General features: G+C 63.5%; 27 protein-coding genes and 1 pseudogene. 16 read left to right on the top strand and 12 right to left on the bottom strand.

What is annotated here, in order from left to right:
* Positions 1–81: 81 nt before the first annotated feature.
* From PQQ53_RS19930 to PQQ53_RS19915, 4 genes are read right to left on the bottom strand one after another with little or no spacing between them, the layout of a single operon-like run.
* Positions 82–1,527, bottom strand: coding sequence for an efflux transporter outer membrane subunit (locus tag PQQ53_RS19930; protein ID WP_408325676.1), 1,446 nt, complete (start codon positions 1,525–1,527; stop codon positions 82–84).
* A 28-nt stretch (positions 1,528–1,555) separates the two neighbouring features.
* The gene (locus PQQ53_RS19925; RefSeq protein WP_408325550.1) at positions 1,556–2,641 is read right to left on the bottom strand and encodes an HlyD family secretion protein; all 1,086 of its coding nucleotides are present in this window, start codon (positions 2,639–2,641) and stop codon (positions 1,556–1,558) included.
* Positions 2,638–3,336 (bottom strand): ABC transporter ATP-binding protein, encoded by a 699-nt coding sequence (locus tag PQQ53_RS19920; RefSeq protein WP_408325547.1) that lies wholly within the window; start codon positions 3,334–3,336, stop codon positions 2,638–2,640. The genes PQQ53_RS19925 and PQQ53_RS19920 overlap by 4 nt, the downstream gene beginning before the upstream one ends.
* A gap of 2 nt (positions 3,337–3,338) precedes the next feature.
* Positions 3,339–4,475 (bottom strand): ABC transporter permease, encoded by a 1,137-nt coding sequence (locus tag PQQ53_RS19915; protein ID WP_408325544.1) that lies wholly within the window; start codon positions 4,473–4,475, stop codon positions 3,339–3,341.
* A gap of 23 nt (positions 4,476–4,498) precedes the next feature.
* Between PQQ53_RS19915 and PQQ53_RS19910 the strand changes: the two genes are divergently transcribed.
* The 3 genes from PQQ53_RS19910 (at position 4,499) to PQQ53_RS19900 (ending at position 7,513) form a co-directional block, all read left to right on the top strand.
* Complete coding sequence (locus PQQ53_RS19910) at positions 4,499–4,672, top strand: hypothetical protein (protein ID WP_408147627.1); 174 nt, start codon at positions 4,499–4,501, stop codon at positions 4,670–4,672.
* A 127-nt stretch (positions 4,673–4,799) separates the two neighbouring features.
* On the top strand, positions 4,800–6,776 hold the full coding sequence (gene acs, locus PQQ53_RS19905; protein WP_408325541.1) for an acetate--CoA ligase: 1,977 nt from the start codon (positions 4,800–4,802) through the stop codon (positions 6,774–6,776).
* A gap of 131 nt (positions 6,777–6,907) precedes the next feature.
* Positions 6,908–7,513 carry an acetate uptake transporter gene (locus PQQ53_RS19900; RefSeq protein WP_408147623.1) on the top strand — a complete coding sequence of 202 codons (606 nt, stop codon included), beginning with the start codon at positions 6,908–6,910 and terminating at the stop codon, positions 7,511–7,513.
* On the opposite strand, the gene PQQ53_RS19895 is transcribed toward PQQ53_RS19900, so the two are convergent.
* The 3 genes from PQQ53_RS19895 to PQQ53_RS19885 form a co-directional block, all read right to left on the bottom strand.
* On the bottom strand, positions 7,514–8,530 hold the full coding sequence (locus PQQ53_RS19895) for a bifunctional enoyl-CoA hydratase/phosphate acetyltransferase (protein WP_408325538.1): 1,017 nt from the start codon (positions 8,528–8,530) through the stop codon (positions 7,514–7,516).
* A 160-nt stretch (positions 8,531–8,690) separates the two neighbouring features.
* Positions 8,691–9,164, bottom strand: coding sequence for a universal stress protein (locus PQQ53_RS19890; protein ID WP_408147618.1), 474 nt, complete (start codon positions 9,162–9,164; stop codon positions 8,691–8,693).
* Positions 9,165–9,201: 37 nt separating this feature from the next.
* Positions 9,202–9,564 (bottom strand): hypothetical protein, encoded by a 363-nt coding sequence (locus PQQ53_RS19885; protein WP_408147616.1) that lies wholly within the window; start codon positions 9,562–9,564, stop codon positions 9,202–9,204.
* Between the two features lie 255 nt (positions 9,565–9,819).
* On the opposite strand from PQQ53_RS19885, the gene chrA reads away from it, so the two are divergent.
* The 3 genes from chrA (at position 9,820) to PQQ53_RS19870 (ending at position 14,199) form a co-directional block, all read left to right on the top strand.
* The gene (chrA, locus tag PQQ53_RS19880; RefSeq protein WP_408325535.1) at positions 9,820–11,037 is read left to right on the top strand and encodes a chromate efflux transporter; all 1,218 of its coding nucleotides are present in this window, start codon (positions 9,820–9,822) and stop codon (positions 11,035–11,037) included.
* 153 nt (positions 11,038–11,190) lie between these two features.
* On the top strand, positions 11,191–12,834 hold the full coding sequence (locus PQQ53_RS19875) for an oleate hydratase (RefSeq protein ID WP_408325532.1): 1,644 nt from the start codon (positions 11,191–11,193) through the stop codon (positions 12,832–12,834).
* Positions 12,835–12,840: 6 nt separating this feature from the next.
* Positions 12,841–14,199 (top strand): NRAMP family divalent metal transporter, encoded by a 1,359-nt coding sequence (locus PQQ53_RS19870; RefSeq protein WP_408325528.1) that lies wholly within the window; start codon positions 12,841–12,843, stop codon positions 14,197–14,199.
* 13 nt (positions 14,200–14,212) lie between these two features.
* Here the strand turns inward: PQQ53_RS19870 and PQQ53_RS19865 are convergent, their stop codons facing one another.
* Positions 14,213–14,728 carry a flavodoxin family protein gene (locus PQQ53_RS19865; RefSeq protein WP_408325525.1) on the bottom strand — a complete coding sequence of 172 codons (516 nt, stop codon included), beginning with the start codon at positions 14,726–14,728 and terminating at the stop codon, positions 14,213–14,215.
* 235 nt (positions 14,729–14,963) lie between these two features.
* Here PQQ53_RS19865 and PQQ53_RS19860 point away from each other — a divergent pair, with 235 nt between their 5' ends.
* The 7 genes from PQQ53_RS19860 (at position 14,964) to PQQ53_RS19830 (ending at position 20,843) form a co-directional block, all read left to right on the top strand.
* Entirely contained in the window at positions 14,964–15,800 is an 837-nt protein-coding gene (locus PQQ53_RS19860) for a universal stress protein (protein ID WP_408325522.1), read from the top strand.
* Positions 15,801–15,837: 37 nt separating this feature from the next.
* On the top strand, positions 15,838–16,347 hold the full coding sequence (locus tag PQQ53_RS19855) for a universal stress protein (protein WP_408325519.1): 510 nt from the start codon (positions 15,838–15,840) through the stop codon (positions 16,345–16,347).
* Complete coding sequence (locus PQQ53_RS19850) at positions 16,344–17,171, top strand: universal stress protein (protein WP_408325674.1); 828 nt, start codon at positions 16,344–16,346, stop codon at positions 17,169–17,171. Before PQQ53_RS19855 ends, PQQ53_RS19850 begins: the two co-directional genes overlap by 4 nt.
* A gap of 253 nt (positions 17,172–17,424) precedes the next feature.
* Positions 17,425–18,771 (top strand): PAS domain-containing sensor histidine kinase, encoded by a 1,347-nt coding sequence (locus PQQ53_RS19845; RefSeq protein WP_408325517.1) that lies wholly within the window; start codon positions 17,425–17,427, stop codon positions 18,769–18,771.
* Positions 18,768–19,418, top strand: a complete 651-nt coding sequence (locus tag PQQ53_RS19840) for a response regulator (RefSeq protein ID WP_408147598.1) — start codon at positions 18,768–18,770, stop codon at positions 19,416–19,418. Before PQQ53_RS19845 ends, PQQ53_RS19840 begins: the two co-directional genes overlap by 4 nt.
* Positions 19,419–19,630: 212 nt before the next feature.
* Positions 19,631–20,062, top strand: a complete 432-nt coding sequence (locus PQQ53_RS19835) for a response regulator (protein WP_408325514.1) — start codon at positions 19,631–19,633, stop codon at positions 20,060–20,062.
* Positions 20,055–20,843: a helix-turn-helix domain-containing protein gene (locus PQQ53_RS19830; RefSeq protein ID WP_408147594.1), complete on the top strand. Its 789-nt coding sequence runs from the start codon at positions 20,055–20,057 to the stop codon at positions 20,841–20,843. Before PQQ53_RS19835 ends, PQQ53_RS19830 begins: the two co-directional genes overlap by 8 nt.
* Before the next feature lie 82 nt (positions 20,844–20,925).
* On the opposite strand, the gene PQQ53_RS19825 is transcribed toward PQQ53_RS19830, so the two are convergent.
* Positions 20,926–21,912: a zinc-dependent alcohol dehydrogenase family protein gene (locus tag PQQ53_RS19825; protein ID WP_408325511.1), complete on the bottom strand. Its 987-nt coding sequence runs from the start codon at positions 21,910–21,912 to the stop codon at positions 20,926–20,928.
* A gap of 99 nt (positions 21,913–22,011) precedes the next feature.
* Positions 22,012–22,286 (bottom strand): annotated as a pseudogene (locus PQQ53_RS19820) (DUF1488 family protein).
* Between the two features lie 233 nt (positions 22,287–22,519).
* Here PQQ53_RS19820 and PQQ53_RS19815 point away from each other — a divergent pair.
* The 3 genes from PQQ53_RS19815 (at position 22,520) to PQQ53_RS19805 (ending at position 23,799) form a co-directional block, all read left to right on the top strand.
* The gene (locus tag PQQ53_RS19815) at positions 22,520–22,855 is read left to right on the top strand and encodes a c-type cytochrome (protein WP_408147590.1); all 336 of its coding nucleotides are present in this window, start codon (positions 22,520–22,522) and stop codon (positions 22,853–22,855) included.
* A gap of 72 nt (positions 22,856–22,927) precedes the next feature.
* A complete protein-coding gene (locus tag PQQ53_RS19810) occupies positions 22,928–23,302 on the top strand; it encodes a DUF3564 domain-containing protein (protein WP_408147588.1) in 375 nt (124 codons plus the stop codon).
* A 35-nt stretch (positions 23,303–23,337) separates the two neighbouring features.
* Positions 23,338–23,799 (top strand): hypothetical protein, encoded by a 462-nt coding sequence (locus PQQ53_RS19805; RefSeq protein WP_408325508.1) that lies wholly within the window; start codon positions 23,338–23,340, stop codon positions 23,797–23,799.
* An 82-nt stretch (positions 23,800–23,881) separates the two neighbouring features.
* Here PQQ53_RS19805 and PQQ53_RS19800 read toward each other — a convergent pair whose 3' ends face one another.
* Both PQQ53_RS19800 and PQQ53_RS19795 read right to left on the bottom strand, forming a co-directional pair.
* Positions 23,882–24,130, bottom strand: coding sequence for a hypothetical protein (locus PQQ53_RS19800; RefSeq protein WP_408147584.1), 249 nt, complete (start codon positions 24,128–24,130; stop codon positions 23,882–23,884).
* Positions 24,131–24,482: 352 nt separating this feature from the next.
* Positions 24,483–25,607: a hypothetical protein gene (locus PQQ53_RS19795; protein WP_408147582.1), complete on the bottom strand. Its 1,125-nt coding sequence runs from the start codon at positions 25,605–25,607 to the stop codon at positions 24,483–24,485.
* Positions 25,608–25,740 lie beyond the last annotated feature (133 nt).

Below are 25,740 nucleotides of genomic sequence, written 5' to 3'. Positions count from 1 at the left end.
TGGCGGAAGTCATGCCGGAAGTGTCATGCCTGACGTGATACATGCAGCGCAGAGGCCGCCAGATGCCGTTACTTCCGATCGTTACTTCTGATCGTTCCACCCGCCGCCCAATGCAACGTACAGCGCCACGGTATCCTGAAGTCTTTGCGCCACGCCTTGCAACCACGCGATTCGCGCCTGGTGATATTGCTGATCCGCAACCAGTATCTGCAGATAGCCTATCGTGCCCGCGTCGTAGTCGATCCTGATCAGGTGCAGCGCCTGGGCCGCGGCATCCATCGCCCGCGTTTGCGCATCCAGCGCACGGGCATCGTTGTCGAGCGCGCGAAGCACATCCGCCACCTCGCCGAAAGCGCTCAGCACGACCTGCCGGTATGCAGCGCGCTCCTGCGCATACGCATCGAGGGCCGCCTTTCGCTGGAACCAGAGCGTGCCGCCGTGAAACACGGGCGCAGTGATGTCGGCAGCCACTGCCCATATCTGCCCGCTGCGATGCAATAACGTGCTCATGGACGAATTGTCATAGCCGCCGGAAGCACTGAGGGTAACGCCGGGTAACAGATTGGCCGTCGCGACCCCAATGTTTGCGCTCGCCACGTGAAATGCGGCTTCGGCTTGCAGAATGTCTGGACGACGGCGCACGAGCGACGCGGGCACCGTATCGGGCAAGGTGGACGGCAGCGCGATATCGCCGAGTGAAAGCTCAGGCGCGTGCCACTGCGCCGGCACCATGCCCGACAGCACCGCAAGCAGATCTTCCGCCTGCGCGCGCTTCTGGGCGAGCGCGGGCACCGAGGCCTCAAGCGTGGCCTGTTCGTTTTCGAGCGTGAGAACCGCCGAGTACGCACTGGTGCCCGCGTCGGACTGCGCCCGCGTGATGCGAACCTGTTCCTGCAATAGCCCGATCATTTCACTGGTTGCGGCAATCTGATCGGTATATGCCGCGCGCGCGATCATCGTGTTGACCACGTTGGCCGTGAGCGTGAGATAGGTCGCGAGCACACTATAGCGCTGCGCGTCTTCGCGCGCGCGCAATGCCTCGACCATGCGCGCCCGGCCCCCCCAGATATCGAGCACATAGCTCACGCTGGCAGAGAGCGTAAACAGATTGAAGAGCGTCGACGGCTGATCGGAGCCGAGCCGCAGCGGTGAAAATTTCTGGCGGGACGCGCCGAAACCCGCATCGATCTGCGGAAAGAATATGCCGGCGCCCGCGCGCATTTCATCTTCACTTTGACGCAGCGCGGCCTGGGCGCTGTCGATCGTCGCATTGCCGGTCAGCGCTTCGTCGACAGCGTTGTCAATCGCCAGGGAGCCGAACAGCGTCCACCAGTCGGAAGGCAGATCAGCTTGCGCGGAGAACGTCTGCGAGGCGCCAGCCGCCTGCATCGGCTCGGCGGGCAGCCCGCCCGTCACAAACTGATCGACCTTTGGCGGCGGTGGCCGTGAGAAGTTCGGCCCCATCATGCAGGCATCGAGCGGCAATGCGAGCAGCAATACCGCCGCCCGCCGCAGCAGGCGGCGCATACGAGCGCACGCGGGAACACGGCGCGTGTCATCCGGCGGCGATATAGACATCGACGAGCTGTCCTGGGTATAGACGCGCGCCCTTTGGCAACGCGACACGGAAAATCACCGGCAGCACGCGCACATCGACGCGTTCGGTGCGCTGATCGCTCAGTTCAATTTTGGGCGACACGTAGGGCTGGATTCGCATGAACTCCAGCGGCGCCTCGAGATGGGTGCCACGCACGAACATGCGCGCTTTCAGCGCATGAGGGTCGGGCAGGCGGTCGATCAGAATTTCATCGACGTAACAGCGCACGGCCAGTTGCCCAGCGGGTGAGCCAATCACCAGCACCGGCGCCTGGCCCTTCGCATAGGGCTCGTACACCCCTAGCGGCGACACGTACGAGCCTTGCGCTGCATTGACTGATAGCACCACGCCGTCGGCCGGCGCGCGTATCGTGTATTGCGCCACCAGCGCGTCCGCCGAGTCCGCGGCCTTGCGCAACGCGTCGACCTGTTTCTGCTGATTCCGGATGTCGTAGATCCATGCGCCGGCCCGCGTGAGGTTGTACTGCCGCGTGACCACGTCGAGATTTGCGCGGGCAACCTTCAGCGCGTTCACCGCGTTGTCAAGCGTGTCCTTGCTGACCGCTTTCGTGTCGATCGCAAATGCCTTCTGCTGCTTGTCGAACTGATCCTGCGCCATCTTGAGGCTCGCGGCCGCCGCGCTGACCTGGGCGCTCGCCACGTCCAGCGTTTCCTTGCGTGGCTGGGACTTCAGTTCATCGAGCATGGCCGCGGCTGCTTCCGCCTGCGCGGCGAGCTGGGCGGCCGTTGCGCGCTGCACCGAATCGTCGATCGTGAGCAGCACGTCGCCTGCTTTCACTGCCGCACCTTCGCGTGCGCTCACCCTGGTCACCGCACCGGCCACATTCGGATAAACGTTGATGTTTTCCCCGGCCGGCTGATCGCTTTCGACGATACCCTGCGCGTACACGCCGCGCGCGTACGGATTCGCAGCGGGACTGAAGACCGGCGGCTGCGGCACCTGTTGCTGGCCGTAGACAAATGCCGCCACAATGCCCGCGATAAAACCGGCGATGGCGAACGCGAAGACGAGCGTGCGTTTCATTTCGCACTCCCGAGGTCGACGCTTTTGAGTCGACCGTCTTCCATGTGCAGGATACGATCGGCGTAGTCGAAGATGCGGCTGTCGTGTGTGACGATGACGATGCAGCGGTGCTCGTTGAGCACCTGATGTTTGACGAATTCGATAATGCTGCGACCGGTGTCGCCGTCGAGCGATGCGGTCGGTTCGTCGAAGACAAGGATGTCCGGCTGGCTCACGATGGCGCGCGCGATCGCCACGCGCTGCTGCTCTCCACCCGAGAGTTTCACGGGCGGGAGTTGCGCGCGGTTCTCGAGACCCACAATTTTCAGGTACCTGAGCGCGTCGCCGAGTGCTTCGTCCCACGGCCGCCGTTTCAGAATGAGCGGAATGGCCACGTTTTCCGCAGTCGTCAGCCGCCCGAACAGGTGGTAGTCCTGGAACACGAAACCGATGCGGTTGAGCCGGAAGTCCGCAATCGCGTCGTGCGGCTGTTTCCACAGATCGATGCCGTCCACCACGACATCGCCACTGTCCGGCCGCAGTATCCCCGAGATGACACTCAACAAGGTGGTCTTGCCGCTACCCGACGGCCCCACGATCAGCAGCATCTCGCCGAATCTCGCTTCGATCGATACATCGCGCAACGCACAGGTGCGCGCGTCGCCCTCGCCGAACCACTTGGTGACCGCCCGGGCGTCGATCGCCAGATTCGCCATGGCTAGCCCCGGAAGATGTCGAAGGGTTCGATCCGCAGCACGCGGCGGATACCCATGTAGCTGGACGTCGCGGCAATCACGATCACCATGCCGAACGCCAGCGCCAGATTACTGTAGGTGATCATGGCGGCGTAATCCGGAATGCGCAGCCGTGCGAGGCTGATCAATGCCACGCACAGGCCGACGCCGAGCCCATAACCTGTGAGTGCGGTGAACGTGGCCTGGAACAGGATCATCGCGACGAGTTCGTACCGCTTCGCACCGATTGCCTTCAGTGCACCGAATTTCTCGAGGTTCTCAAGAATGAACGTGTAGAACGTTTGTCCTGAAATGGACAGACCGACCACGAAACTGATCACGGTCATCAACATGATGTTGGTGCCGAGCCCGGTTTCGTACTTGTAAAAGTGCGATATCCGGTACATGAACTCGTTTTTCGTGAATGCCACGTAACCCATCGCCCGCACCGCCTGCTTGATGTGCGCGATGTCGGCATCTGACTTGGGTTCGACGAGAATGTACGAGGTGGTGTAACGGCTTGACGGAATGTATGTGACCGCGCGTTGATAAGTGGTGTATAGCGTGGGCGTGCCGAACAGGCCGCTGCTCGCCACTGTCGCGATGCCGACCACCACGCCCCGATGGTCATTGAGCTCGAAGTCGGTGCCGAGCGTCGGGTTCTTCAGCTTCACGAACTCGGCATCGTCGATCGCAATGAAACCATTTTCCGCATAGATGTCTTCGATCTTGCCCTGCTTCATGTGCGGCCAGCCGAACAGGCTCGCGTCGTCGAGACCGATCACCGTGACCGCCTGATACGTGCCGTCCCGCAGCTTGACCAGAGCCGCACCCGAATAGAGCGGTACAGCGTATTTCACGCCATCGACACTGCGCACCGCATCGAGCACGTAGCTCGGCATGCCGATGCTGCTCGCGATGGTCTGCACCGCCGGGTCCATCACCCATATTTTTGCGCCGATATTGATGACGGTCGATGACGATTTGTTGAGGATGCCGGCGAAGAGCGAGGTCATCTGAATCATCAGAAAGACGGCGAACGAAATGCCCACTAGCAACGCGGAGAATTTCGCGCTGTCGTTGATGAGAAGCTTGAACGCGAGCCGGAGGATGCCTTTCATGCTGTTCGCGGGATAGTCAGACGATGAAAGAAGTGTTCATCATCGTTCTTGTTGTGCTGTTGCGATTGATTTTCATCAAGGCTCCCGCTATTCGTGTCGCCCGCGAAAACCCTGCCGCGCTCCGCCTTTCAGTTGATATGCATCAACAGCGCCGCCCGTGGCTGGATCATAGTTGCCGTGCACCCACGCTGATCTGAGGCCGGCTCCACCATGTTGGAGCGTCGGCCCAGGCACCTCATGGCCAACAAGAGCCTTCCCGCATCGGTAAAGCGCTTTTCTTGCGTACTGCACGCTTTGCCCCTTCATGATTTATGTGAGGAGACTATGTCTACCATCGAATCGGTTGTCCCCAACAGCACCGCGCTGCACATCCCGCTTGCTCCGGATGCGAGCATCGACGGCATGCAGGCCTATCGCGCCCTCGTTGCCGAGGCAAGCCAGGACCACCAGGCATTCTGGGCACGCCTTGCCCGTGAACAGCTCGCGTGGCGCCGCCCATTCACGAAGGTGCTCGACGAGACGGATGCACCGTTTTATCGGTGGTTCGAAGACGGCGAGCTAAACGCGTCATATAACTGTCTCGATCGCAACCTGATCAACGGCCTGGCGGACAAGACCGCGATCGTCTTCGAGTCCGACGATGGGAAGATCACGCATGTGACCTATCAGGCGCTGTACCACCGCGTATGCCGGTTCGCCAACGCGCTGCGCGCGCGCGGCGTGAAAAAGGGTGACCGCGTGGTGATTTACATGCCGATGTCGGTGGAGGGCGTGGTCGCCATGCTCGCTTGCGCGCGCATCGGCGCGCCGCACTCGGTGGTGTTCGGCGGCTTCTCCGCGAAGTCGCTGCATGAACGCATCGTCGACGTCGGCGCATCTGCCGTCATCACCGCTGACGAGCAGGTTCGCGGCGGCAAGACGTTGCCGCTCAAAACGATCGTCGACGAAGCGCTCGCGATGGGCGGCACGGACGGCATCGGGACAGTGGCGATTTACCGGCGCACGGGCGGCCGGATTCCATGGATCGCAGGCCGCGACGCATGGTTGCACGAACTCGAAGCGGCGCAGCCGGACACCTGCGAACCCGAGTGGGTCGGCGCGGAGCATCCGTTGTTCGTGCTGTACACGTCCGGCTCGACAGGCACGCCGAAAGGCGTTCAGCACAGCACCGGCGGCTATCTGCTGTGGGCCGCGCTGACGATGAAATGGACCTTCGACATCAAGCCCGCCGACGTATTCTGGTGCACGGCGGACATCGGCTGGATCACCGGCCACACCTACATCTGCTATGGGCCGACCGCGGTTGGCGCGACGCAGGTGATCTTCGAAGGCGTGCCCACTTTCCCGAACGCGGGCCGCTTCTGGAACATGATCGAGCGCCACAGGGTCAGTATCTTCTATACGGCGCCGACGGCGATCCGCTCGCTCATCAAGTCCTCGGAGGCCGATAGCTCGGTGCATCCGGACAGCTTCGACCTGAGCAGTCTGCGTCTGCTCGGCACGGTCGGCGAGCCGATCAATCCAAGCGCGTGGACGTGGTATGCCCAGCATGTCGGCGGCGGCCGTTGCCCTGTGCTCGACACGTTCTGGCAAACGGAAACCGGCGGCCACATGATTTCCCCGCTGCCGGGCGCGACGCCCCTCGTGCCGGGCTCATGCACGTTGCCAATGCCCGGCATCGACGCGGCGATCGTCGACGAAACCGGTCACGAAGTGCCGAATGGCCACGGCGGCGTGCTCGTCATCCGCAAGCCGTGGCCCTCGATGATCAGAACCATATGGGGCAACCCGGAGCGCTTCCGGCATGGCTATTTTCCCGACGAGCTTGGCGGCAGGCTGTACCTTGCGGGCGACGGTGCGATCCGCGACATCGACACCGGCTACTTCACGATCACCGGCCGGATCGACGACGTGCTGAACGTTTCCGGGCACCGGCTCGGGACCATGGAAATCGAGTCGGCGCTCGCCGCGCATCCGCTGGTTGCGGAAGCCGCGGTGGTCGGCCGCCCGGACGACACCGCCGGCGAGGCAATCGTCGCATTCGTGGTGCTCAAGACGGCGCGGCCGTGCGCAGCCGACGCGAAGCGCGTGGCCGACGAACTGCGCGCGTGGGTGGGCAAAGAGATCGGCCCGATCGCCAAGCCCAAAGACATCCGCTTCGGCGACGCGATGCCGAAGACTCGCTCGGGCAAGGTGGTGCGCCGGCTGTTGCGCTCGGTGGCCAAAGGCGAAGTCATCGTGCAGGACACCTCGACGGTCGAAAACCCCGCGGTGATTTCACAATTCGCCGATGCCACCTGATTCCCATCTGACCCGAGAGCGATAACCGCTCGCCCAATTTGCCTCAAGCACGATCCGACCTCGCGCGTGCCCAGCGTGGACACGCGCTTATCCTAATTTCATCGTTCCTGCACGGAACGGAGGATGTCATCATGAATGTCAAGGCTCCCAATCCCGCTTCGCTCGGTCTCGCGGGTTTCGCATTGACGACGTGGCTGCTCAGCATGATCAACGCCGGCTGGTTCAGCGGCAATGCGATGGGGATGGTGCTCGCCGTCGCTTTCGCTTACGGCGGCACCGCGCAGGCGCTCGCCGGACTCATGGAGATTCCGCGCGGCAACACGTTTGGCGCGACCGCTTTCCTCAGCTACGGCGCTTTCTGGTGGTCGCTCGCACTGTTCGTGCTGTTTCTGCACGGCACGGTGCCGGCTGCCTTTATCGGCTGGTATCTGTTTCTTTGGGGTGTGTTTACGCTTTACATGTGGGTCGCGACATGGCGGGCCGCACGCGTGCTGCAACTGGTGTTTCTCTCGCTGTGGGTGACCTTCTTCGTGCTCGCGGCGAGCGAATGGACCGGCCTTGAATGGCTGCATCATGCAGGCGGGTATCTGGGCATGCTGACCGCGCTGCTGGCGTTTTATCTGTCCGCCGCGGAAATCATCAACGAGACCCACGGGCACGTGGTGTTGCCGACAGGTGCGGTAACCGCTCAACTTGCCGTGAGCCTGACGATTCAGGAAGAACTGCGCGAAGCGTGATCAGGCAGATTCCGGGCGGCACCTGCCGCCCGCTTGGCCGCCGCACGGGTCGGCCAGCAGCACCGCCAGCGCACATGATGCCACCCGCGTGGGCACGCCGTCGGTGCGGCCCGTGAGCACGATGGGTACCCTGGCACCGAGAACAATGCCAGCGCTGGCGGCTCCGCCGAGAAACTCCAGTTGCTTGACGAGCATGTTGCCAGCCTCGAGATCGGGCACCACCAGGATGTCAGCGCGGCCTGCAACAAGAGAGACAATTCCCTTCAGCCGCGCGGCTCTGACCGAAATAGCGTCGTCGAAGGCGAGCGGTCCGTCCACCAACGCGCCGGTTAGCTGGCCTCGGTCTGCCATCTTGGACAAGGCCGCGGCGTCAAGTGTGGCGCGCATCTTCGAATTGACGGTTTCAACCGCGCCAAGGATCGCGACACGGGGCAGCGCGAGGCCGAGCGCGTGCGCGAGATCGATCGCGTTTTGCACGATGCCCTGCTTCTGCTCCAGATCCGGGACCACATTGACTGCGGCGTCCGTGATGATAAAGGGGCGTGGATAGCTCGGAATCTGCATCAGAAAACAGTGCGACATGCGCTTGCCGGTCCGCAAACCCAGCCAACCCTTTCCCGGCTGAACCACGGCTTCCATGAGTTCGGCGGTCGGCAGACTGCCTTTCATTAGCGCCTGCACGTGTCCACGCGCCGCAAGTTCAACCGCACGGGCGGCTGCGGCATGACTATGCGGCACGTCATCGATTTCGATGCCTGCGAGATCGATTCCCACCGCTGAGGCCAGCGCCTGAATTCTCTCGCGCGGCGCGATGACCACCGGATCGATCAGGCCGGCGTGGCATGCCGCGCTCATTGCCGCGAGACTTGGACTGTCGCAGGGATGGACGACCGCGATACGAACCGGGCCGCGGGCGAGCGCCAGCCGCAGCAGCGGCGCGGGTTCTCCGTGCGGGCCCGGGATGATGCCGGGCAACGCGTCTGCCGCTGGCTCGCCGGCAACCGGGCATGTATTCATAGGAGAAAGTCCGCATGCAGTTGCAGAAGCAAAATGAGCCAGGACGCGGGGCACGCCCGTGAGCGCGCCCCTTCCTGGCACCTGTCCGTCAATAGATGGAGATCGCTACGGCATGTCGACGATCACTTTCAACGCATCGGAAGCCGTCGCGTGATGCACGTCAGGCCGGTGGGTCATGCTCCGTGTCCACCGCCTCCCGGATCAGCAGCACCGGACACGTTGCAAAGCGGACGAACCGCTCGGCTACGCTGCCGATCACCATGCGCCGCAAGCCGCGGCGCCCATGTGTGCCCATCACGACCAGGTCTGCGCCACGGCGTTGCGCACAGCGCACAAGCGCACTAGCGACGTCTTCACAGACGCCTAGGGTCTCCACGATCTCCGTGTCGCCCGCGACGTTAAGCTCGCGCATCTGGGCGAGCGCGCCTTGCAGCAGCGTCATGCCGACCTGACGCGCCGCGTCCGTCAACAGATGAGGATCGCACGCGCCCGCGTACGTGAAAGCCCCCGACTGATCCAGCACGTAGACCGCCGTCACCTTGCCGCGCGAGAGCTTTGCAAGCTGGATCGCTTCGGAAAGTGCACGCTTCGATGCTTCGCTGCCGTCCAGAGCCACCACGATGTTTGCGTACATGACTGCCTCCTGGGAAACATTGCCCATCCGTGCGGAATCAGATGCGCGCGGCGCCTCGTGCGAGCATCCGCTCGGCTGCATCGAATGCTGCCCGCACCGCGCCATCGGCGTCAGCGCCCTGCTGATGCTCTAGCGGCACCAGCTCGCCGGTGCGCAGGATCAGATCAAGACGAACGTCGAACAGGAGATGATTCGGCGCCGCGTCCGGACCCGCGCGTCGCGTGTCGAGCGCGTCGACCATGCCGCTCGACGCACGCCTGTGAATGGCCTCGACTGCAAGATGGCATCCGGAAATGGCTTTGCAAAACCGCTCGAGCCGCACCAGTTGCGCGGCGGCCTCCGACTCGATTTGCGCGGTCCCCGCAAATCCGAAGTAGACGATCTGCATGTCGATTCCCATACTGCCTCCGCGCGTATAGTCCTGCCGGTCGACTGGTGCGACACCGAAAGCCACGCATGGCAGCGAGCCGATGAGCAGATCATCTGCGCTATTCGCAGGCTCCGGTTGACCTGCATCAACGGTGATGCAACAGTGCCGTGCGATTGACGGGACCGATCGAACAAACCAGCGCGCGGACGCCGACACCCGCTCGACAGGACCGGGATGTGCTATTTTGCGGAGCCCATCCCGGCACTTCAATGCACGACCTTTTCCATGCGCAACGCAGATACACAGACGCCCACCACCCGAACGGCGCATAGCTCGCCATGGACGCTCTTCTGGATATTCCTGCGGCTCGGTCTGACTTCGTTCGGCGGCCCGGCGGCCCATCTTGGCTACTTTCGCGACGAATTCGTCAAGCGTCGCCACTGGCTCGACGAACACACGTTCGGCGACCTGGTTGGGCTGTGCCAGTTTCTGCCCGGGCCCGGCAGCAGCCAGGTCGGCATCGCGATTGGCCGTCTGCGCGGCGGCGTGGCGGGTGCGGTGGCGGCCTGGCTCGGCTTTACGCTGCCATCGGTGTTAGTGCTCGTGGCTTTCGCCTATGGGTTCACGCGTCTGGGGGATGCGACCGCGCTTCATCTGCTGCGGGGACTGAAGATCGCGGCGGTGGCGGTGGTCGTCCATGCGGTCTGGTCGATGGGACGCATGCTCTGTCCAGACCGCGCGCGCGTGACGATCGCGGCGCTCTCGGCCATCGCCGTCATTCTGCTCGGCGCGGCTTACGGGCAGATCGCGTCGATCGTCACGGCGGGAATCACCGGTGCCGTATTGCTGAAATCGTCGACGGAGGTGCCGGGCGCACCGCTCGGCATGCCGGGAACGAAAGCCGGCGCGCTCGGCTGCCTCGCGGCTTTCGCACTGTTGCTGTTCGGATTGCCTGCCATAGCGGCCTCTCTGCACAGCTACCCGCTCGATCTGTTTGCGGCGTTCTATCGGGTCGGATCTCTGGTGTTTGGCGGCGGGCACGTCGTATTGCCGCTGCTGGAAGCAGTCGTCGTGCCGCGTGGCTGGGTCGCCGCGAACGCGTTCATGGCGGGCTACGGCGCGGCGCAGGCGGTTCCCGGTCCGCTTTTTTCGTTCGCCGCGTTTCTTGGCGCCACCAGCACCGGACATCCGTCGGGCATGGTCGGCGCAGTGATTGCCACGGTGGCGATTTTCCTGCCGTCGTTTCTGCTGGTCGGCGCTGCGCTGCCCCTGTGGGGCGAGCTGCGCGCGCTCGCGCCCATGCGCCGCGCCATGGCCGGCATCAACGCCGCCGTGGTCGGTATCCTGCTCGCCGCGCTCTATGACCCCGTATGGATCAGCGCTGTTCACAACGGGCGCGATTTCGCGCTGCTCGTCGTGGCGCTGGTGCTGCTTGCGTGGTGGCGCGTGCCGTCGTGGGCGGTCGTGTTGCTGACGGCAGTGCTCGCGTGGTGGTTCGTTTGAAACGGGCCCCGCTGTTTCAGGCACCGCGCGATTCCTCCGCTGCGAAGGGGGCACCACTCAAGCTCCGTTGATCCAACTCAATACGCGTTCGCTTCGCCCCGGTATGGTCTGGACACTGGCATCTGGATGGCCATTATCTTCGGGGGACTCAGCATGAACAACCCAGACCACCTTGCGACGCGCTCCACCGGGAATGGCTTCAGGGACGCCCCTGCGGCAGCCCGCCATTTCCATCTCGTCGGCGGCGGCATTGCGTCGCTCGCGGCCGCTGCGTTCCTCATACGCGACGCCGACGTGCCCGGCTGCGACATCACGATCTTCGAGGCGCTCGACAAGCCCGGCGGCAGTCTGGACGGTGCCGGCTCTCCGGACGAGGGCTACATGGTCCGCGGCGGCCGCATGCTCGAAAGCAAATATCTGTGCACCTACGATCTGTTCGACTCGATTCCGACACTGGACGGGCGCAGCAGCGTCACGAAAGAAATTTTCGACTGGAACCAAACGATCCGCACCTCGTCGAAAGCGCGGCTCGTGCGTAATGGCCGGCGCGAAAACGCGCCTCCTTATGAACTCGCCGAGAGGCATGTACTCACGCTCGGCCGTCTCTCGATCGAACCGGAAGCCCTGCTTGGCGATAGCCGGATTTCGGAACACTTCGAGCCGGACTTTTTCGAAACCAACTTCTGGTTCATGTGGTGCACGACCTTTGCGTTTCAACCGTGGCATAGCGCGGTCGAATTCCGCCGCTACCTGCTGCGCTTCGCGCATATGACGTCGGGCTTCAACCAGTTGCACGGCATCATGCGTACGGTCTACAACCAGCACGACTCGATGGTGCGGCCGTTGCGCAAGTGGCTCGACGAGCACGGCGTGCGATTTCGCGCCAACACGCGCGTCGTCGATCTGCGCTATGACGAAAGCGGCGAGCTGAACCGGATCGCGGGTATCGTCTGCGAACACGAGAACCGTCGTGTCGAGATTCCGGTCGATGAAGAGGACAAGGTCATCGTCACGCTCGGTTCGATGACTGCGGGATCGAGCCTCGGCGGCACGAACCGGCCTGCCGGGTTCGATCACGGCGACAGCAGCGGCGCGTGGGCGCTCTGGAAAAATATCGCGTCGGGACGAGCCGAATTCGGCCATCCATCCGTTTTCGCCGATCACGTCGACGAATCCCGCTGGCTGTCCTTCACCGCGACGCTGCACGACCCGACGCTATTCCGCCTGATCCGCGATCTGACCGGCAACGTGCCTGGCGAAGGCGGCCTCATCACCTTCCCGCAGTCGAACTGGCTTGCGTCGATCGTGCTGCCGCACCAGCCGCATTTCATTGGACAGCCGAAGGACGTCGAAGTGCTCTGGGGCTATGGGCTCTTCGTCGACCGGCCCGGCAATTTTGTCGGCAAGCCGATGGCCGATTGCACCGGCCGCGAAATCATGACCGAACTGCTGGGTCATCTTCACGTGCACGAGGACGCCCCACGCATTCTCGACGACGCGATCTGCATTCCGTGCCTGATGCCGTTCATCACCAGTCAGTTTCTGCGGCGCAAGCCCGGCGACCGGCCGCAGGTGGTACCCGAAGGTTGGGCGAATCTCGCATTCGTCGGGCAGTTTTGCGAGTTGCCGAACGACGTGGTGTTCACTGTCGAATATTCGGTGCGCACCGCACAGACCGCCGTCTACACGTTGCTGGATTTAGACCGGTCAGCCCCGGCGGTCTACAAAGGTCAGCACGACCTGCGCGTGGTGTACGGCGCGTTGTCGGCGCTGCGTCACCCGCTGCGTAACCAATAGGCCGCCATGCCCTTTTCACGCCGCCTACCACCCTCCTCACGCTCCTCACGCTCCAGGGCGGCAGGCGAGGCGTCTCGCCGAGCACCGCGCAAACGCCTCGGCGCGCTGTTCGCCCGCCTCAGGGAGCATCCGCTCTCACGCATCGGACCCGGACTCATCACCGGTGTCGCCGATGACGATCCGAGCGGTATCGCCACTTACTCACAGGCGGGCGCGCAATTCGGTCTGAACATGCTCTGGACCATGCCGCTGGCGTTCCCGCTCATGGCGGCAATCCAGTGCATGTGCGCCAATCTGGGCCGCGTCACCGGCAAGGGTCTCGCCGCCAACATCAAGGAAGCGTTTCCGCCTGTCGTGCTGTACGCCGTGGTCCTGCTGCTGTTGCTCGCCAATACGCTGAATATCGCCGCCGACGTAGCCGCAATGGGCGAAGTCGCGCAACTGGTCAGCGGTATCGACCGGCACCTGCTGACGGTGTGTTTCGTGTTCGCCACGCTGTTGCTGCAGATCTTCGTGCCGTACCATCGCTACGTGTTTGTTCTGAAGTGGCTGACCGTTTCGCTGCTGGCGTATGCGGCCGTGCTGTTCGTTGTCCATGTCCCGTGGCGCGACGTGGCGCTGCGCACGCTCTGGCCGCGCTTCACCGTGGATGCGAAGGCGGCGGCGGTCGTCGTCGCGGTGTTTGGCACCACGATCAGCCCGTATCTGTTCTTCTGGCAGGCCGCCGAGGAAGTCGAAGACATGCATGCCGATCCGTCCCGGGCGCCGCTCGTGCGCGAGGCCGACGCAGCGCGCACGGAACTGCGGCGCATCCGTTGGGACACCTGGAGCGGCATGCTCTATTCCGATCTCACCGCCTACTTCATCATGCTCGCCACGGCCGTGACGCTGCACGCCGCCGGGGTGACCGACATCACTAGCGCCGCCCAGGCGGCGAGCGCACTACGCCCGCTTGCCGGCGACTTCGCGTATCTGCTGTTCGCGCTCGGCATACTTGGCGTGGGATGCATCGGGGTGCCGGTGCTGGCAGGCTCGGGCGCCTATGCATTGGCCGAAGCGATGGGCTGGCAGGAAGGGCTCGAGCGCAAATTGCGCGATGCACGTGGCTTCTACGGGATTATCGCGGTGAGTGTGCTGGCCGCGCTGGCGATCCAGTTTTCGCCGATCAGTCCGATGAAAGCGCTGTTCTGGAGCGCAGTCATCAACGGCGTGGTGGCCGTGCCGTTGATGGTGGTCATTCTGCTGCTCGTGTCGAAGCGCTCGGTGATGGGGGACTTCACCGCGAGCCGGCCGCTGCTTGTGCTCGGCGCGGCCGCGACCGCGGTGATGGGCGTCGCTGCCGTGCTGATGCTGCTGCCGGCCTGAGCCGCAGGTGAGCTCAGCAGGTCCATTCAAGCGCTTCATGGTCGGCGAGATGGCGTTTCAGCGCGCTCACGAAAAGAACGAGCAACGCGCCCACCGCGCCGCGCCGTACTTCAGCGGCGCGCACATTGCACTGCGCGACCGGCGCCTTGCCGGCCAGCGCGCGCATTTCGGCAAAAGCGGCTTGGCTGCCGAGGCCTCCGAAGCTGCAAAAGAACGCCACGTGTCTGAACTTCGAGCGGTTCTCGAGCAGGTAGGCGCGGACCGGCGCGGACGCCGAGCCGGCCCATACGGGTGTGCCCACCACCACCAGGTCGTACTGCGCGGCATCGAGCCCAGCCGGAACAATCTCGGCTGGCCGCTTGCGCCACGAGTCGACAAGACAACGCAGATAGGCGAAAGGACCGCGCCGCTCGGCCAGATCGCAGATTTCTTCGAGGTCTGCGGACAGCATCCTGGCGAGCGTGGATGCCAGCATACGCGTGGTGCCCGTACGGGAAAAGAAAACGACCAGAACGCGGTGATCAGACATGACTCGCTCCTCCAGAGGGGAATGCGCCGGCGCAAGCACGGCGGCCTCGCATGTCGAGGAGCATAGGCCGCGCACAGTCCTTGGGCATGACCTAAGTCAAACACCGCTCTCGGCGCGCTGCGTCGGCAGCGCCGTTGATCTGCGTCAACGGGGCCGTCGCGATCATGCCTAGACTCAAGCTCACCTATTCGCGCATCCAACTCGCGTCAGCATCTTTTCCCACGGAGCCCCTGCCATGAGCTACAAAACCATCGTCGTTCATCTCGACAACGGCCAGCGTGCGCACCCGCGGCTGGAAGTCGCGCTGCGCCTCGCCAAACAGTTCGATGCGCATCTAACCGGCGTATACGCCGTCTTCTCGCCGGATCCCCGCTCGCTGTATGTGATGGCGGGAACCGCGGAGTACTACGCGACGCATGAACAGATTCGCGCGGAGCGGCGCGCGGCGCTGGAACGGCTCTTTCATGCCGAACTCAGGCGTGCCGACGTAGCGGGCGAATGGGTCGCTGTGGAAGACTCCGCCAGTATCGCCGTATCCCGCGAGGGACGCTGCGCCGATCTCATCGTGGCGGGCCAGGATAACCCGGAGGATCCGGAATCGTATGTCGGCGACCTGTTTCCCGAAAACGTCATTCTGTCGTGCGGCCGTCCGGTGCTGCTGGTGCCCAATGCAAGCCATGCAGGCTTGACAGGCAGCCGGATTCTGGTCGCGTGGGACGGCAGCCGCGAAGCCACGCGCGCCGTGCACGACGCGCTGCCGTTCATGCGGACCGCGAAAAGCACCACGATCCTCAGCATCAACGGCGTGCACAAAGGCGAGCCCGAGCGCCTTTTTGGCGCGGATATCGCCACCGTGATTGCGCGACACGGCGTGCCTGTAAAAGTCGACTGCATTGAAGCCGGACCGGGGGCATCGGTCGGCGACGTGCTGCTTTCCCATGTGGCCGACAGCGGCGCCGATCTGCTCGTGATGGGCGCCTACGGCCATGCCCGCTGGCGTGAACTGGTATTGGGCGGTGCCACGCGCACGATCCTGCGCTCGATGACCGTGCCGGTGCTGATGTCGCACTGAGCGCATCCCGCTCGCATCCTGTTCTGGAGAGTTCGCCATGTACCAAAAGATTCTGGTTGCCGTTGACGGCAGCGAAACCTCGACGCGCGCACTCAATGCCGCCATCGAGCTGGCGCGCGATTCGGGCGCGCGGCTGCAGCCGCTGTTCGTCGTTGACGTGCCCTTGATGTCCTACGACGCGCCCGGCTACGACCCGTCATACGTGCGCGACGCGCTCACTGAGGAAGGGCGACGCGTGCTGGCCGACGCTACCGCGCTCATGGGCACGGCCGGCGTAACGGGGCCGACGCGCCTCGCCGAAACCGAGCTGATGACCGGCGAAGACATCGCACACTGCATCCAGCGCGCCGCCGAGGAGTTCGGCGCCGACGTCGTCGTGATGGGCACGCACGGCCGGCGTGGCGTGCGGCGGCTGATGCTCGGCAGCGTTGCCGAACGATTTCTGCGCATCGCCGCCTGTCCGGTGTTGCTGATCTCCGGGCAGTGCGCATCGCCCCGCGCGAACCCTACACAGACCGCCGGAACACTTGCCACGGAGCCGTCATGAACTGCAAAACCCTGCTGGTGCATCTTGACGACAGCACGCATAGCGATGCGCGGCTCGACTACGCCCTGCAGCTTGCGGCGCACCACGACGCACATCTGATCGGTCTTTATGTGGTTTGCGAAGAACTGACCAAACCCATCTTTCTGCATGAAGACTTTATCTGGATCGCCAACCGTGACGCGCAGCGTGACGCCAATCTGAAGAGCGCGCATGCGCGCTTCCTCGCCGCGACCGGGCGCGCCGCATGCAGCGCGGAATGGCGAGCACCGGACGGCCCCCCCACCGAGAAGGCGATCCTGCACTCGCGCCACGCCGATCTGGTGATCCTTGGCCAGGAGGACCTGGAGGACCCGGGCGCGTATGTCGCGCGCCAGTTCGTCGACGACGTCGTGATGGGTTCCGGACGTCCGGCGATCGTGCTGCCTCACGCGGGACCGGTGCGGGCCCAAATGGAGAACGTGATGATTGCATGGGATGGCGGCCGCGAAAGCGCGCGGGCCGTGACCGATGCGCTGCCGCTCATACGCCGCGCCAGTTTCGTCAGTGTGATGACGGTGCAGCGTCATCACACTGACGGAGAGCCAGCGGGCATCAATGTCGCCGCATGGCTGGCGCGTCACGGTATCGAGGCGAGCTTCACGGCAACGCCCAGGCTGTCCGGCGTCGATACCGGCGTCATGCTGCTCAATATGCTGGCGGACCGCCATATTGATCTGCTGGTGATGGGCGCCTATGGCCACGCCCGGGTGCACGAACGGCTGCTCGGCGGGGTCACGCGTACCCTGCTGCAATCGATGACGCTACCTGTTCTGCTGTCGCATTGAATGGCCGAGCGATACCGGGTGGCGCTCCGGTGTTGGCATTGCGGGCAATCGCACAACTCGTGCGACACTGGCAAGCATTCCGCGTTTCGCGCAGAATGAGCGCGAACGGCATCTGTTCAGGAATAACAGCGGCGCCTGGCCGCCACGGCAGGCATGACAACATATCGGACCGCGATGCTCGCACTACGCGCCGCCGTGGCGACCCAGCGGTTAGTGCCGCGTCCGCCTGTCCGCGTTTTCCGAAGAGGCGCACATGGCCATTCGCGATAAGACGCTGCCTCCACCCCATACCGGCGCCCATCGGCGGCTCGCCTCTGCTGCGGCGCAGCCCGTATTCGCCGCAGTGGCGGTCTTTGGTCTGACGTTCGCCGCGATGCTGGCGATGCAACGCTGGCTTGATTCAACGCAGCTCCTTTGCCTCGCCGCCGCCGTCTTCCTGGCGGCGAGCACATACATGCTGGTGCGCTCGTCCCGCGACGCTCGACTCGCGGGCGCGAGGGGTCACGCCGACCATAGCGGGCAAGGCGTGAGCGAAGCCCGCATGTTGGCGATCATCCGGTCCTCGATGGAAGCGATCGTCACCATCGACGAACATCAGCGCATAATCATCTTCAATCCGATGGCGGAACAGGTGTTCGGCTGCCCCGCCATGGATGCCGTCGGCGCGCCCCTCGACCGGTTCATCCCCGAGCGGTTTCGCACGGCGCACGCGAGGCACGTCGAACAATTCGGGGTAACCCGCGTGTCGGACCGGCAAATGGGCAAGCAGCGGGTGCTATGGGGTTTGCGTGCGAACGGCGAGGAATTCCCGCTGGAGGCCTCGATCTCGCAGATCAGCGACGGCAGCGCCCGGCTTTACACGGTGATGCTGCGTGATATCACGGAGCGCGTGAAAGCGGAGCGCGCGCAGCAGGAGGCACGTGATGAACTTCGGGACCTCTCGGCCAATTTACAGAAGGTGCGCGAAGAGGAGAAAGCCCGCATCGCGCGCGAACTGCATGATGATCTCGGTCAGCAACTCACCGCGCTGAAAATGGACGTTTCGGCGTTCGAACAGGCACTGGACGCATCGGCAAGCGCGCAGGGGCGTGAGCAGTTGCAAAGCATGCGCAGGCTGATCGACGCCACCGTGGCGTCGGTCCGCCGCATTGCTGCCGACCTGCGGCCGGTCATGCTCGACGACCTTGGCCTGATCCCCGCGATAGAATGGCTGGCGAACGACTTCACCAACCGCTACGGCATCGACGTGACGCGCGACATCGAAACCGGGGACGCGCATTTCAGCCCGGCGGGCGGCACTGCGTTGTTCAGGATCGTCCAGGAAGCGTTGACGAACGTCGCGCGCCATGCCGATGCCACGATAGTCACGCTGAACCTGCGCGCCGCGAACGAGAGCTTTGTGCTGCGCGTCGCCGACAACGGCAAGGGCGCGCATCGTGCGGCGGGCGCGGCAGGCAAATCGTTCGGCTTGCTCGGCGTTCGCGAACGTGCGCACATGCTCGGCGGTGCGGTCGACATTCACACCGCGCACGGTGAAGGCTTCGTGTTGACCGTCACCGTTCCGTCACAGGCCGTGCAGTTGCAGGAGGTGCAAACATGACCCGTGTCTTGATCGCCGATGACCATGCGCTCGTACGAGATGGTCTTCGGCATATCCTGCAAGGGGCAAGCGGCTTCGAAGTGGTCGGCGAAGCGTGCGACAGCACGAGCGCCATCGCCTTGATGCGAGAGCGCGCCGCCGACGTGCTGGTGCTCGATCTGTCGATGCCGGGCCGCAACGGCGTTGAGCTGATCAAACAGATCAAGGAAGAAAAACCGTCGCTGCGCATTCTCGTGCTGACCATGCACGCGGAGCAGCAATATGCGGTGCGCGCTTTCAAGGCCGGCGCATCCGGCTATCTGACCAAGGAAAGCGCGAGCGCGGAGCTCGTGACGGCCGTGACCAAAGTAGCCGCCGGCGGCGTCTACGTCAGCCTGGCGATGGCCGAGCGGTTTGCCCAGAGCCTGAATGAACCGGCCGATCTGCTGCCGCATCAGCGACTGTCCGACCGGGAGTTCGACGTGCTCAGGAGGATCGCCGCCGGCCAGACGATCACCGAAATCGCGGCTGAACTCTGCGTGAGCAGCAAAACCGTCAGCACCTACAAGACGCGTATTCTCGAGAAGATGCAGATGCCGCACGAGGCTGCGCTGGTGCGCTACGCGATGCGGCACAAGCTGGTTGGCGACGAAGAGGACGACATCTGAACACCTACCCTCCCCGCCGTGGCAAGCGGGTACGGTCAAGCCCCGTATTGCCCTTCTGACCTGACGCGCAGCCCTCACGGGGCACACCCAGGGATTCTCCCGACCCCCATCCCGCTGATGTAGGAAACGCCCTACATACCTTCCCACCTGCCTACTCGAAGCTCATTCCGCGCTGATTTTATTTTGGGACAGCAGGGCCAATACTTCGAGCCATGAACTCGATCCCCGACTGCCCCGCCCTGCGCGTTTTTCTCGTCGACGCCGCAGTATCAGTGCGACGCCGTATGGCAGCGCTGTTCGGCACACTGGACGGCGTGGAGATAGTCGGCGAAGCCGAAGAACCCCTTGCCGCACTCGCGGGCATCGAAGCACGCACGGCCGACCTCGTTGTGACCGAGTGGCAGTTGAGCGGCGGCACCGGCGTGGAATTGCTGGCGTCGCTCGCGCAGAGCATGCCGCATGTGATTGTCATCGTGCTGACGAACCATGCCAGCGCCTGGTTTCGGCGCGCATGTCTTACGGGTGGCGCTCATCTTTTTTTCGACAAGACCCGCGAGTTTGATCTCGCGTTAAACACGATCCAGCGAATCGCCCGCGAGCATCGTACGCGCGCCCTCATTCAACCAGGAGCAGATCATGTCTGACGTTGCAGCCTATCCCGTCATCGCGCCCGCGCGCATTCCTTTGCAAGCACCGCCCGCTGCGGCACGCTCGCCGGCAATCGCGCGAGCATCTCAAAAGGACGGACAGCGCTGCACGGCCTGCTCCATGCGCTCCATCTGCATGCCACAAGGCCTGACACCCCGGGAAATGCAGAGGATCGAATCGTTCATTTGCCCGTCGCGGACCATCAGGCAGGGCGAGACGATCTATCGCGCAAACGACTCGTTCCAGAGCATCTACGCGGTGCGCGCGGGCTCATTCAAGACTGTCGTCATGCACCGCGACGGTCGCGAGCAGGTGACCGGATTTCATCTCGCCGGCGATTCGCTGGGGCTGGACGGTGTGTGTTTCGGCCACCATAGCTGCGATGCGATCGCGATCGAGGACAGCAACGTCTGCATCATCCCGTTCCATCTGCTCGAAGCCATGTGCCGTGAAGTCAAGGCGGTCCAGCAACATCTGCATCGGATAATGGGCGGCGAAATCGTGCGCGAGTCGTCGCAGATGATGCTGCTTGGCACGATGTCCGCCGAACAGCGCGTGGCGACATTCCTGCTGAATCTGTCGGACCGGTTGAGAATGCGCGGGTATTCGCCGGCCGAATTTCACCTGCGCATGACGCGCGAGGAAATCGGCAGCTATCTGGGTATCAAGCTCGAGACGGTGAGCCGGATGCTCTCGAAATTCCAGCGCGACGGGCTGGTCGATATCCACGGCAAGGACATCCGTATTCTCGACCACGAGCGCCTCGTAAGCGTTTGAGCCGTACCCGGGCCGGCGCGTCGGCGCGAGGGCCCCGGACGCCGCGCCCGCGTGCCGAGCCGCACCACAGAGCCCGAGCGCGCTATCGGATGGCGAGCACCGCCGCACCCGTCAGCCTGCCACCGCGCAGATCGTTCAGCGCCCGATTGGCCTCTGTCAACGGATAGGTCGTCGTTTCGATCGCGAGGCGGGTTTCGCCCGCGATATGCATGAAGGCCAGTCCGTCGTCACGCGTCAGATTCGCGACCGACACCACGCGCCGTTCGCCCCACAGCAATGCATAGGGGAACGACGGAATATCGCTCATGTGAATCCCGCCGCATACCACCACACCGCCTTTCACGACCGCCTGGAGTGCTTGCGGAACGAGCGCGCCAACTGGCGCGAAAAGCAAAGCCGCATCCAGCCCGTCTGGCGGCGCCTCGTCACTGCTGCCAGCCCACGCGGCGCCCAGACGCAGCGCGAGCTGCTGCGCTGCCTGATCGCCCCGCCGGGTAAACGCGTACACCTTGCGCTGCTGATGACGCGCGAGCTGCGCGACGATATGTGCCGCGGCGCCAAATCCGTATAGGCCGATGCGCTGCGCGTCGCCCGCCATACTCAACGCGCGATAGCCGATGAGACCGGCGCATAGCAGCGGCGCCGCCTCGATGTCCGTATATTGCTCCGGCAGATGAAAGCAGTACCGGCTGTCGGCGACGGTGCGCTCGGCGTAACCGCCGTCGATCGTATAGCCGGTGAAGCCCGGATCGTCACAAAGATTTTCCCGCGCCGACAGACAGTAACGGCACCGCCCGCACGTATGGCCGACCCACGGCACGCCCACACGGTCGCCGACGGCGAATCCGGTCACGCCCGCGCCGAGCCCGGCTACCCTGCCGACGATTTCGTGGCCCGGAATCACGGGCTGTTTGGGATGCTCGAGCTCACGGTCGACCAGATGAAGGTCCGTGCGGCACACACCGCACGCGTGAACATCAATCAGGATCTGCCCCTGAGCGGCCACCGGATCGGGTAGATCCTGCTCACGCAGCGATGACGCGCTGCCGTCGAATACCATCGCACGCATAGTCGCGTTCTCCTCGAATTCCCTTTCCCCGCCTGACGCGGACGCCCTCCGGGCGTGGCGCACGCCGCCTGGCACTGCGCCCGCCAGCTTCGAGGGCATTCACTCGCAAAAGCGAAAGTAACCGCTGTGCATGAGCACCGGCTTGGCACCAATCTCGTGAAGGAGCCGCCGCGCGGCATGTTCGATTGGATGCCGGTTCGAGTTGAAGGCCGCGATCAGGTCGTCTTCGCGTAACGAGGCGGCGCCGAAATGGTCTTCGAGCGCCTCCGCCGTGATCGCGCACTGCACTCGCGCGCCGTCCACTTCGGCGGCGAACGCGACGATGAGATCGCGCGCGCAATACTCCGGCGTTCCTCGGGAAAATGAATCTTCATGACCACCACCTGGTTGACCGCGAGGATGTGACGTGGAGTGGGCGTGTCTGCACGCCCACGCGTCGAGCACCACGCTTCGCGGCGGCCCGGCCTGTGCGCCGCCCGCCTGTCATCAGCATAGGAGCCGCGCGCGGTACATCAAAGTCAGGTTTTGCGTCCTGGTTGACCGAAGTCAACAGCAGCCAGATCGGGCTCTCTACACTGAACTCATCCCTTGCACAGGAGCGCATGCCGTGAACGCCTTGTCCCGTCACAGTCTGATGGTCTGCTCCGCCTGGCTGCTAGCCAGCGGCGCCGCGCTTGCCGAGCCTGAACCGGTCGCCCTGGTCGATCAGCACCACTGCATGTTTTGCCACACGCGCGACGCACCGTTCCTCGCACCGTCGTTCCAGCAGATCGCCGAGCGCTACCGCGACAAGCCGGACGCGCAGTTCATGCTCGAACACAAGTTGCGCCTCGGCGGCAAAGCGCATTGGGGCGACATGTCGATGCCGCTACCGGCCGATCGCGGCGGTCCGCTGTCGGCGGAGGATGCGCATACGCTGGTGCAGTGGGTTCTGAGTCAATAACGCCGGTTTTTGTCACGCCTTCGCGGCCTGTCTCGATCAGATAGAGGCGACCGCACGTTCCGGAGAATTTTCATGCGTCTGACTGTCCACCTCGACACGTTCGATCGTGCTCATCCGATGGCATTTGCAATCTTGTGGCTCGACAAGGAAACGCGGCAATGGTCACGTGAAGGCCACTTCGGGCTGGAGCTGCCCGAATGGGGAACGCTCCGTGTGGATTGCGGACATACGCTCGTGTGCGGTCCGCACGATTCGGTGCCCGTTTGTGTGCTCGAAGGGCTCGATCTCAACGAACTCAACGGCCCGTTCGAAGGCGAGACCGGGCGCGCCCAGTGGTGCGCGGACCGGGGCCGCACCCTGATGACCGGTCACTGGCATGTGCAATGTGTCGACAATGAGCGGGCCTCGCCTGAACACGGCCTGTTCACTACTGACGACGAAGCCTGATCCGGCGATGTCGTCAAAACCTTGAGGCTACTGTCATGGCACTCACCACCGATCTGGACGGCGTCCGCCATGCTTACGGACTGTGCTTCGTCCGCGCGCCGTGGGCCTATTTCACCCGCTTGCCACTTGATCAGCAATGGGGCGACGGATGGGAGCGGGCACCTTGCGAGCAGCATGCCGGCCGGCCCTACGACGACGCACCGAACCAGATCCTGACCGTTGCATTCGACGGGCCGCTACTGTCGCCCGACGCCGGGTACGACGGCCGGGAATATAGCGTCAACGAAGTCAATCATGGGGATGTGCCGTGGCTGCGCACCCAGAATTTCATCGGCAATGCGCCGGTTCGAATCGCTGCGGGCGTTTCGCTCGAAAAATTCGTCGAACTGGTCGAACTGGCCGGCGGCCATGTATTCGCGCCGCTGGGCTGGGGTGCCCTGCGGCTTGAGCGGTTCGATCCCGAGAATTCATCACAGACAGGCGCGGGCAAGCCTTGAGCCGATTAGAGGCGCTGGCAGCCCGCCGCGATATGCCGATCAGCATCGGCATGTGGTCGACGCAGGTTCATGACATGACGCGTCAGTTCGCAAAGACATGCCCGCACATCGCGGGCAGCGCAGGCACGGGTGGGAACACGCACCATGAACCGTCGTCATGCCTGAAAAATATGATCGTCAGTGGTCCGGTCGAGGTGCAACCTTCCATTTGCACATAGCGGCCGTGCGTCGCGAACATCCGACCAACGAGCGCTACCCGCGCCGGCATTGAATGCGTGGGCGCAAGCCATTTATCCACTAACGATCGCAGGGAAACGCAATTGCTGTTCATGGCGTGCTCCTGAAGTCCGGTCGGGCTGCGGCGCAAAGCCGTTGCGCAGGTCCGTAAAATTATTATTGGAGATACGCTCGCGAAACGAAATCAGAGTGCCCCGAGAAAGACGTAGCCGAACGTGATGCTCTGTAGGCGTTGGCCTACAGAGCATCCGCCTAATGGAGAGGGAATCGGATAACGGCCGGAGATGAGCGCTCGCGGGCTATCCATGTGATGGTCCGACACGGTGGTCTGCAGCGACGCGAGACCTCTACGACGCCCGCCAGGAGCAGCGCGCGCGGGCCTTGAACCATCCGTCGGCTCGTACTTCGTAAGCGGCGCGATTCGCCGCGCCCTGCGTTTGACACCGCTACTGCGCCGGGATCGTGATCAGTGGCAAAGCCTCCTGAGGACCGGTGTCCGCCATCGTGAAAAAGAGCATGACGGCATTCAACGCACGTTTGGTTCGCAAGTCGCCATGATCGATCCAGAACCAATAGTCGCGGTAGCGTACCGCCACATACGCGTTCGTCGGCCTTTCCTTGCCGCTGTGAATCTGTACGGTACCCTGCTGCATTTCGGCGGCGGACTTGATGACGACCGGCAACGCGCTATGGTCTGCGAGATGCTCCGCCGGTATGTCGATATAGGTGGAAAACGCTTGCATGATTTGCAGCATCGAGCGGCTGTTCACCGTCAATTCGTCGTCTGCACCGCGCGCCGGCGAGTACTTGAGCTTGAACTTTTGCGGCCCCACGGGCATCTTGAGCAGCCGGCGTATCTCGCCGACCTTCTCGACGACATCGGCGGGCATATCCTCGCGCCGAAAGAAAAGCACCGCGGTTGAACCCTTGCCTTTATCCTCTTCCACACGCATGCCAACTGCGCCGGTGGCCTGCACTTCGCGCAGCAGTGTGATTGCCCGCAGGAAGTCTGGATCCGCCTCCTGCATTATCCCTGCAGCCGTCGAGCGATTACGCACGCCGTTAAGCGACTCTACCGTCATGCCCAACAGGAAGTCGGCCGCATAGCCGCTCTGAAGCATGAAGAAGATGTTCTTCGGATCGATCGGCTCCACCAGCCCCCGCAGGAATTTCTGCCCGGTTGCGGGCGCATAGGTGATGGTTGGCCGGTCCGTATAGACACCCTGTACGCCCGCCGCCAGAAAATTGCCCTGCACCGCCCTCTCCGTCGAAAGGGTGCCGTTCATCGACACACCCGTTTGAAGCGAATAGCCGCTGACAACCGATGCCACCTCCACGAACACCGGCAAGTCCAGATAGCGGAGCTTGACGATGTTCAGCAGCGTTTGCTGTTTCCAGGAATCGGCGATCGCTGCACTGTAGTCGAAGCGGTCTGCGATGATGGTCGTGGGGCCGAGCGACGTGCAGCCAGAAATCAGTGCGCACAGCGCGAAACATACGCTCGCCGTCCATCTGGAAGGGGCGCGGCCGCCAGCGTGGCCGGCGGGTTCTGGGTTATGCACCGGCTTCATGGCTCTCTGATCCCCTGCGTCTGATATTCATTAGGCTTCTTCAGTATGCTAAGCGAAACATCCCAGCCGTGTCACAGGCAAGCCATGCGTGTCAACAGGATGTGGCCGATCTGGACAAACGCGCGGCCACGCG

The sequence above is a fragment of the Paraburkholderia strydomiana genome (genome assembly GCF_046030495.1).
GTDB classification, from domain to species: domain Bacteria; phylum Pseudomonadota; class Gammaproteobacteria; order Burkholderiales; family Burkholderiaceae; genus Paraburkholderia; species Paraburkholderia strydomiana_A.
This window is presented reverse-complemented; position numbering and strand designations above follow the sequence as displayed.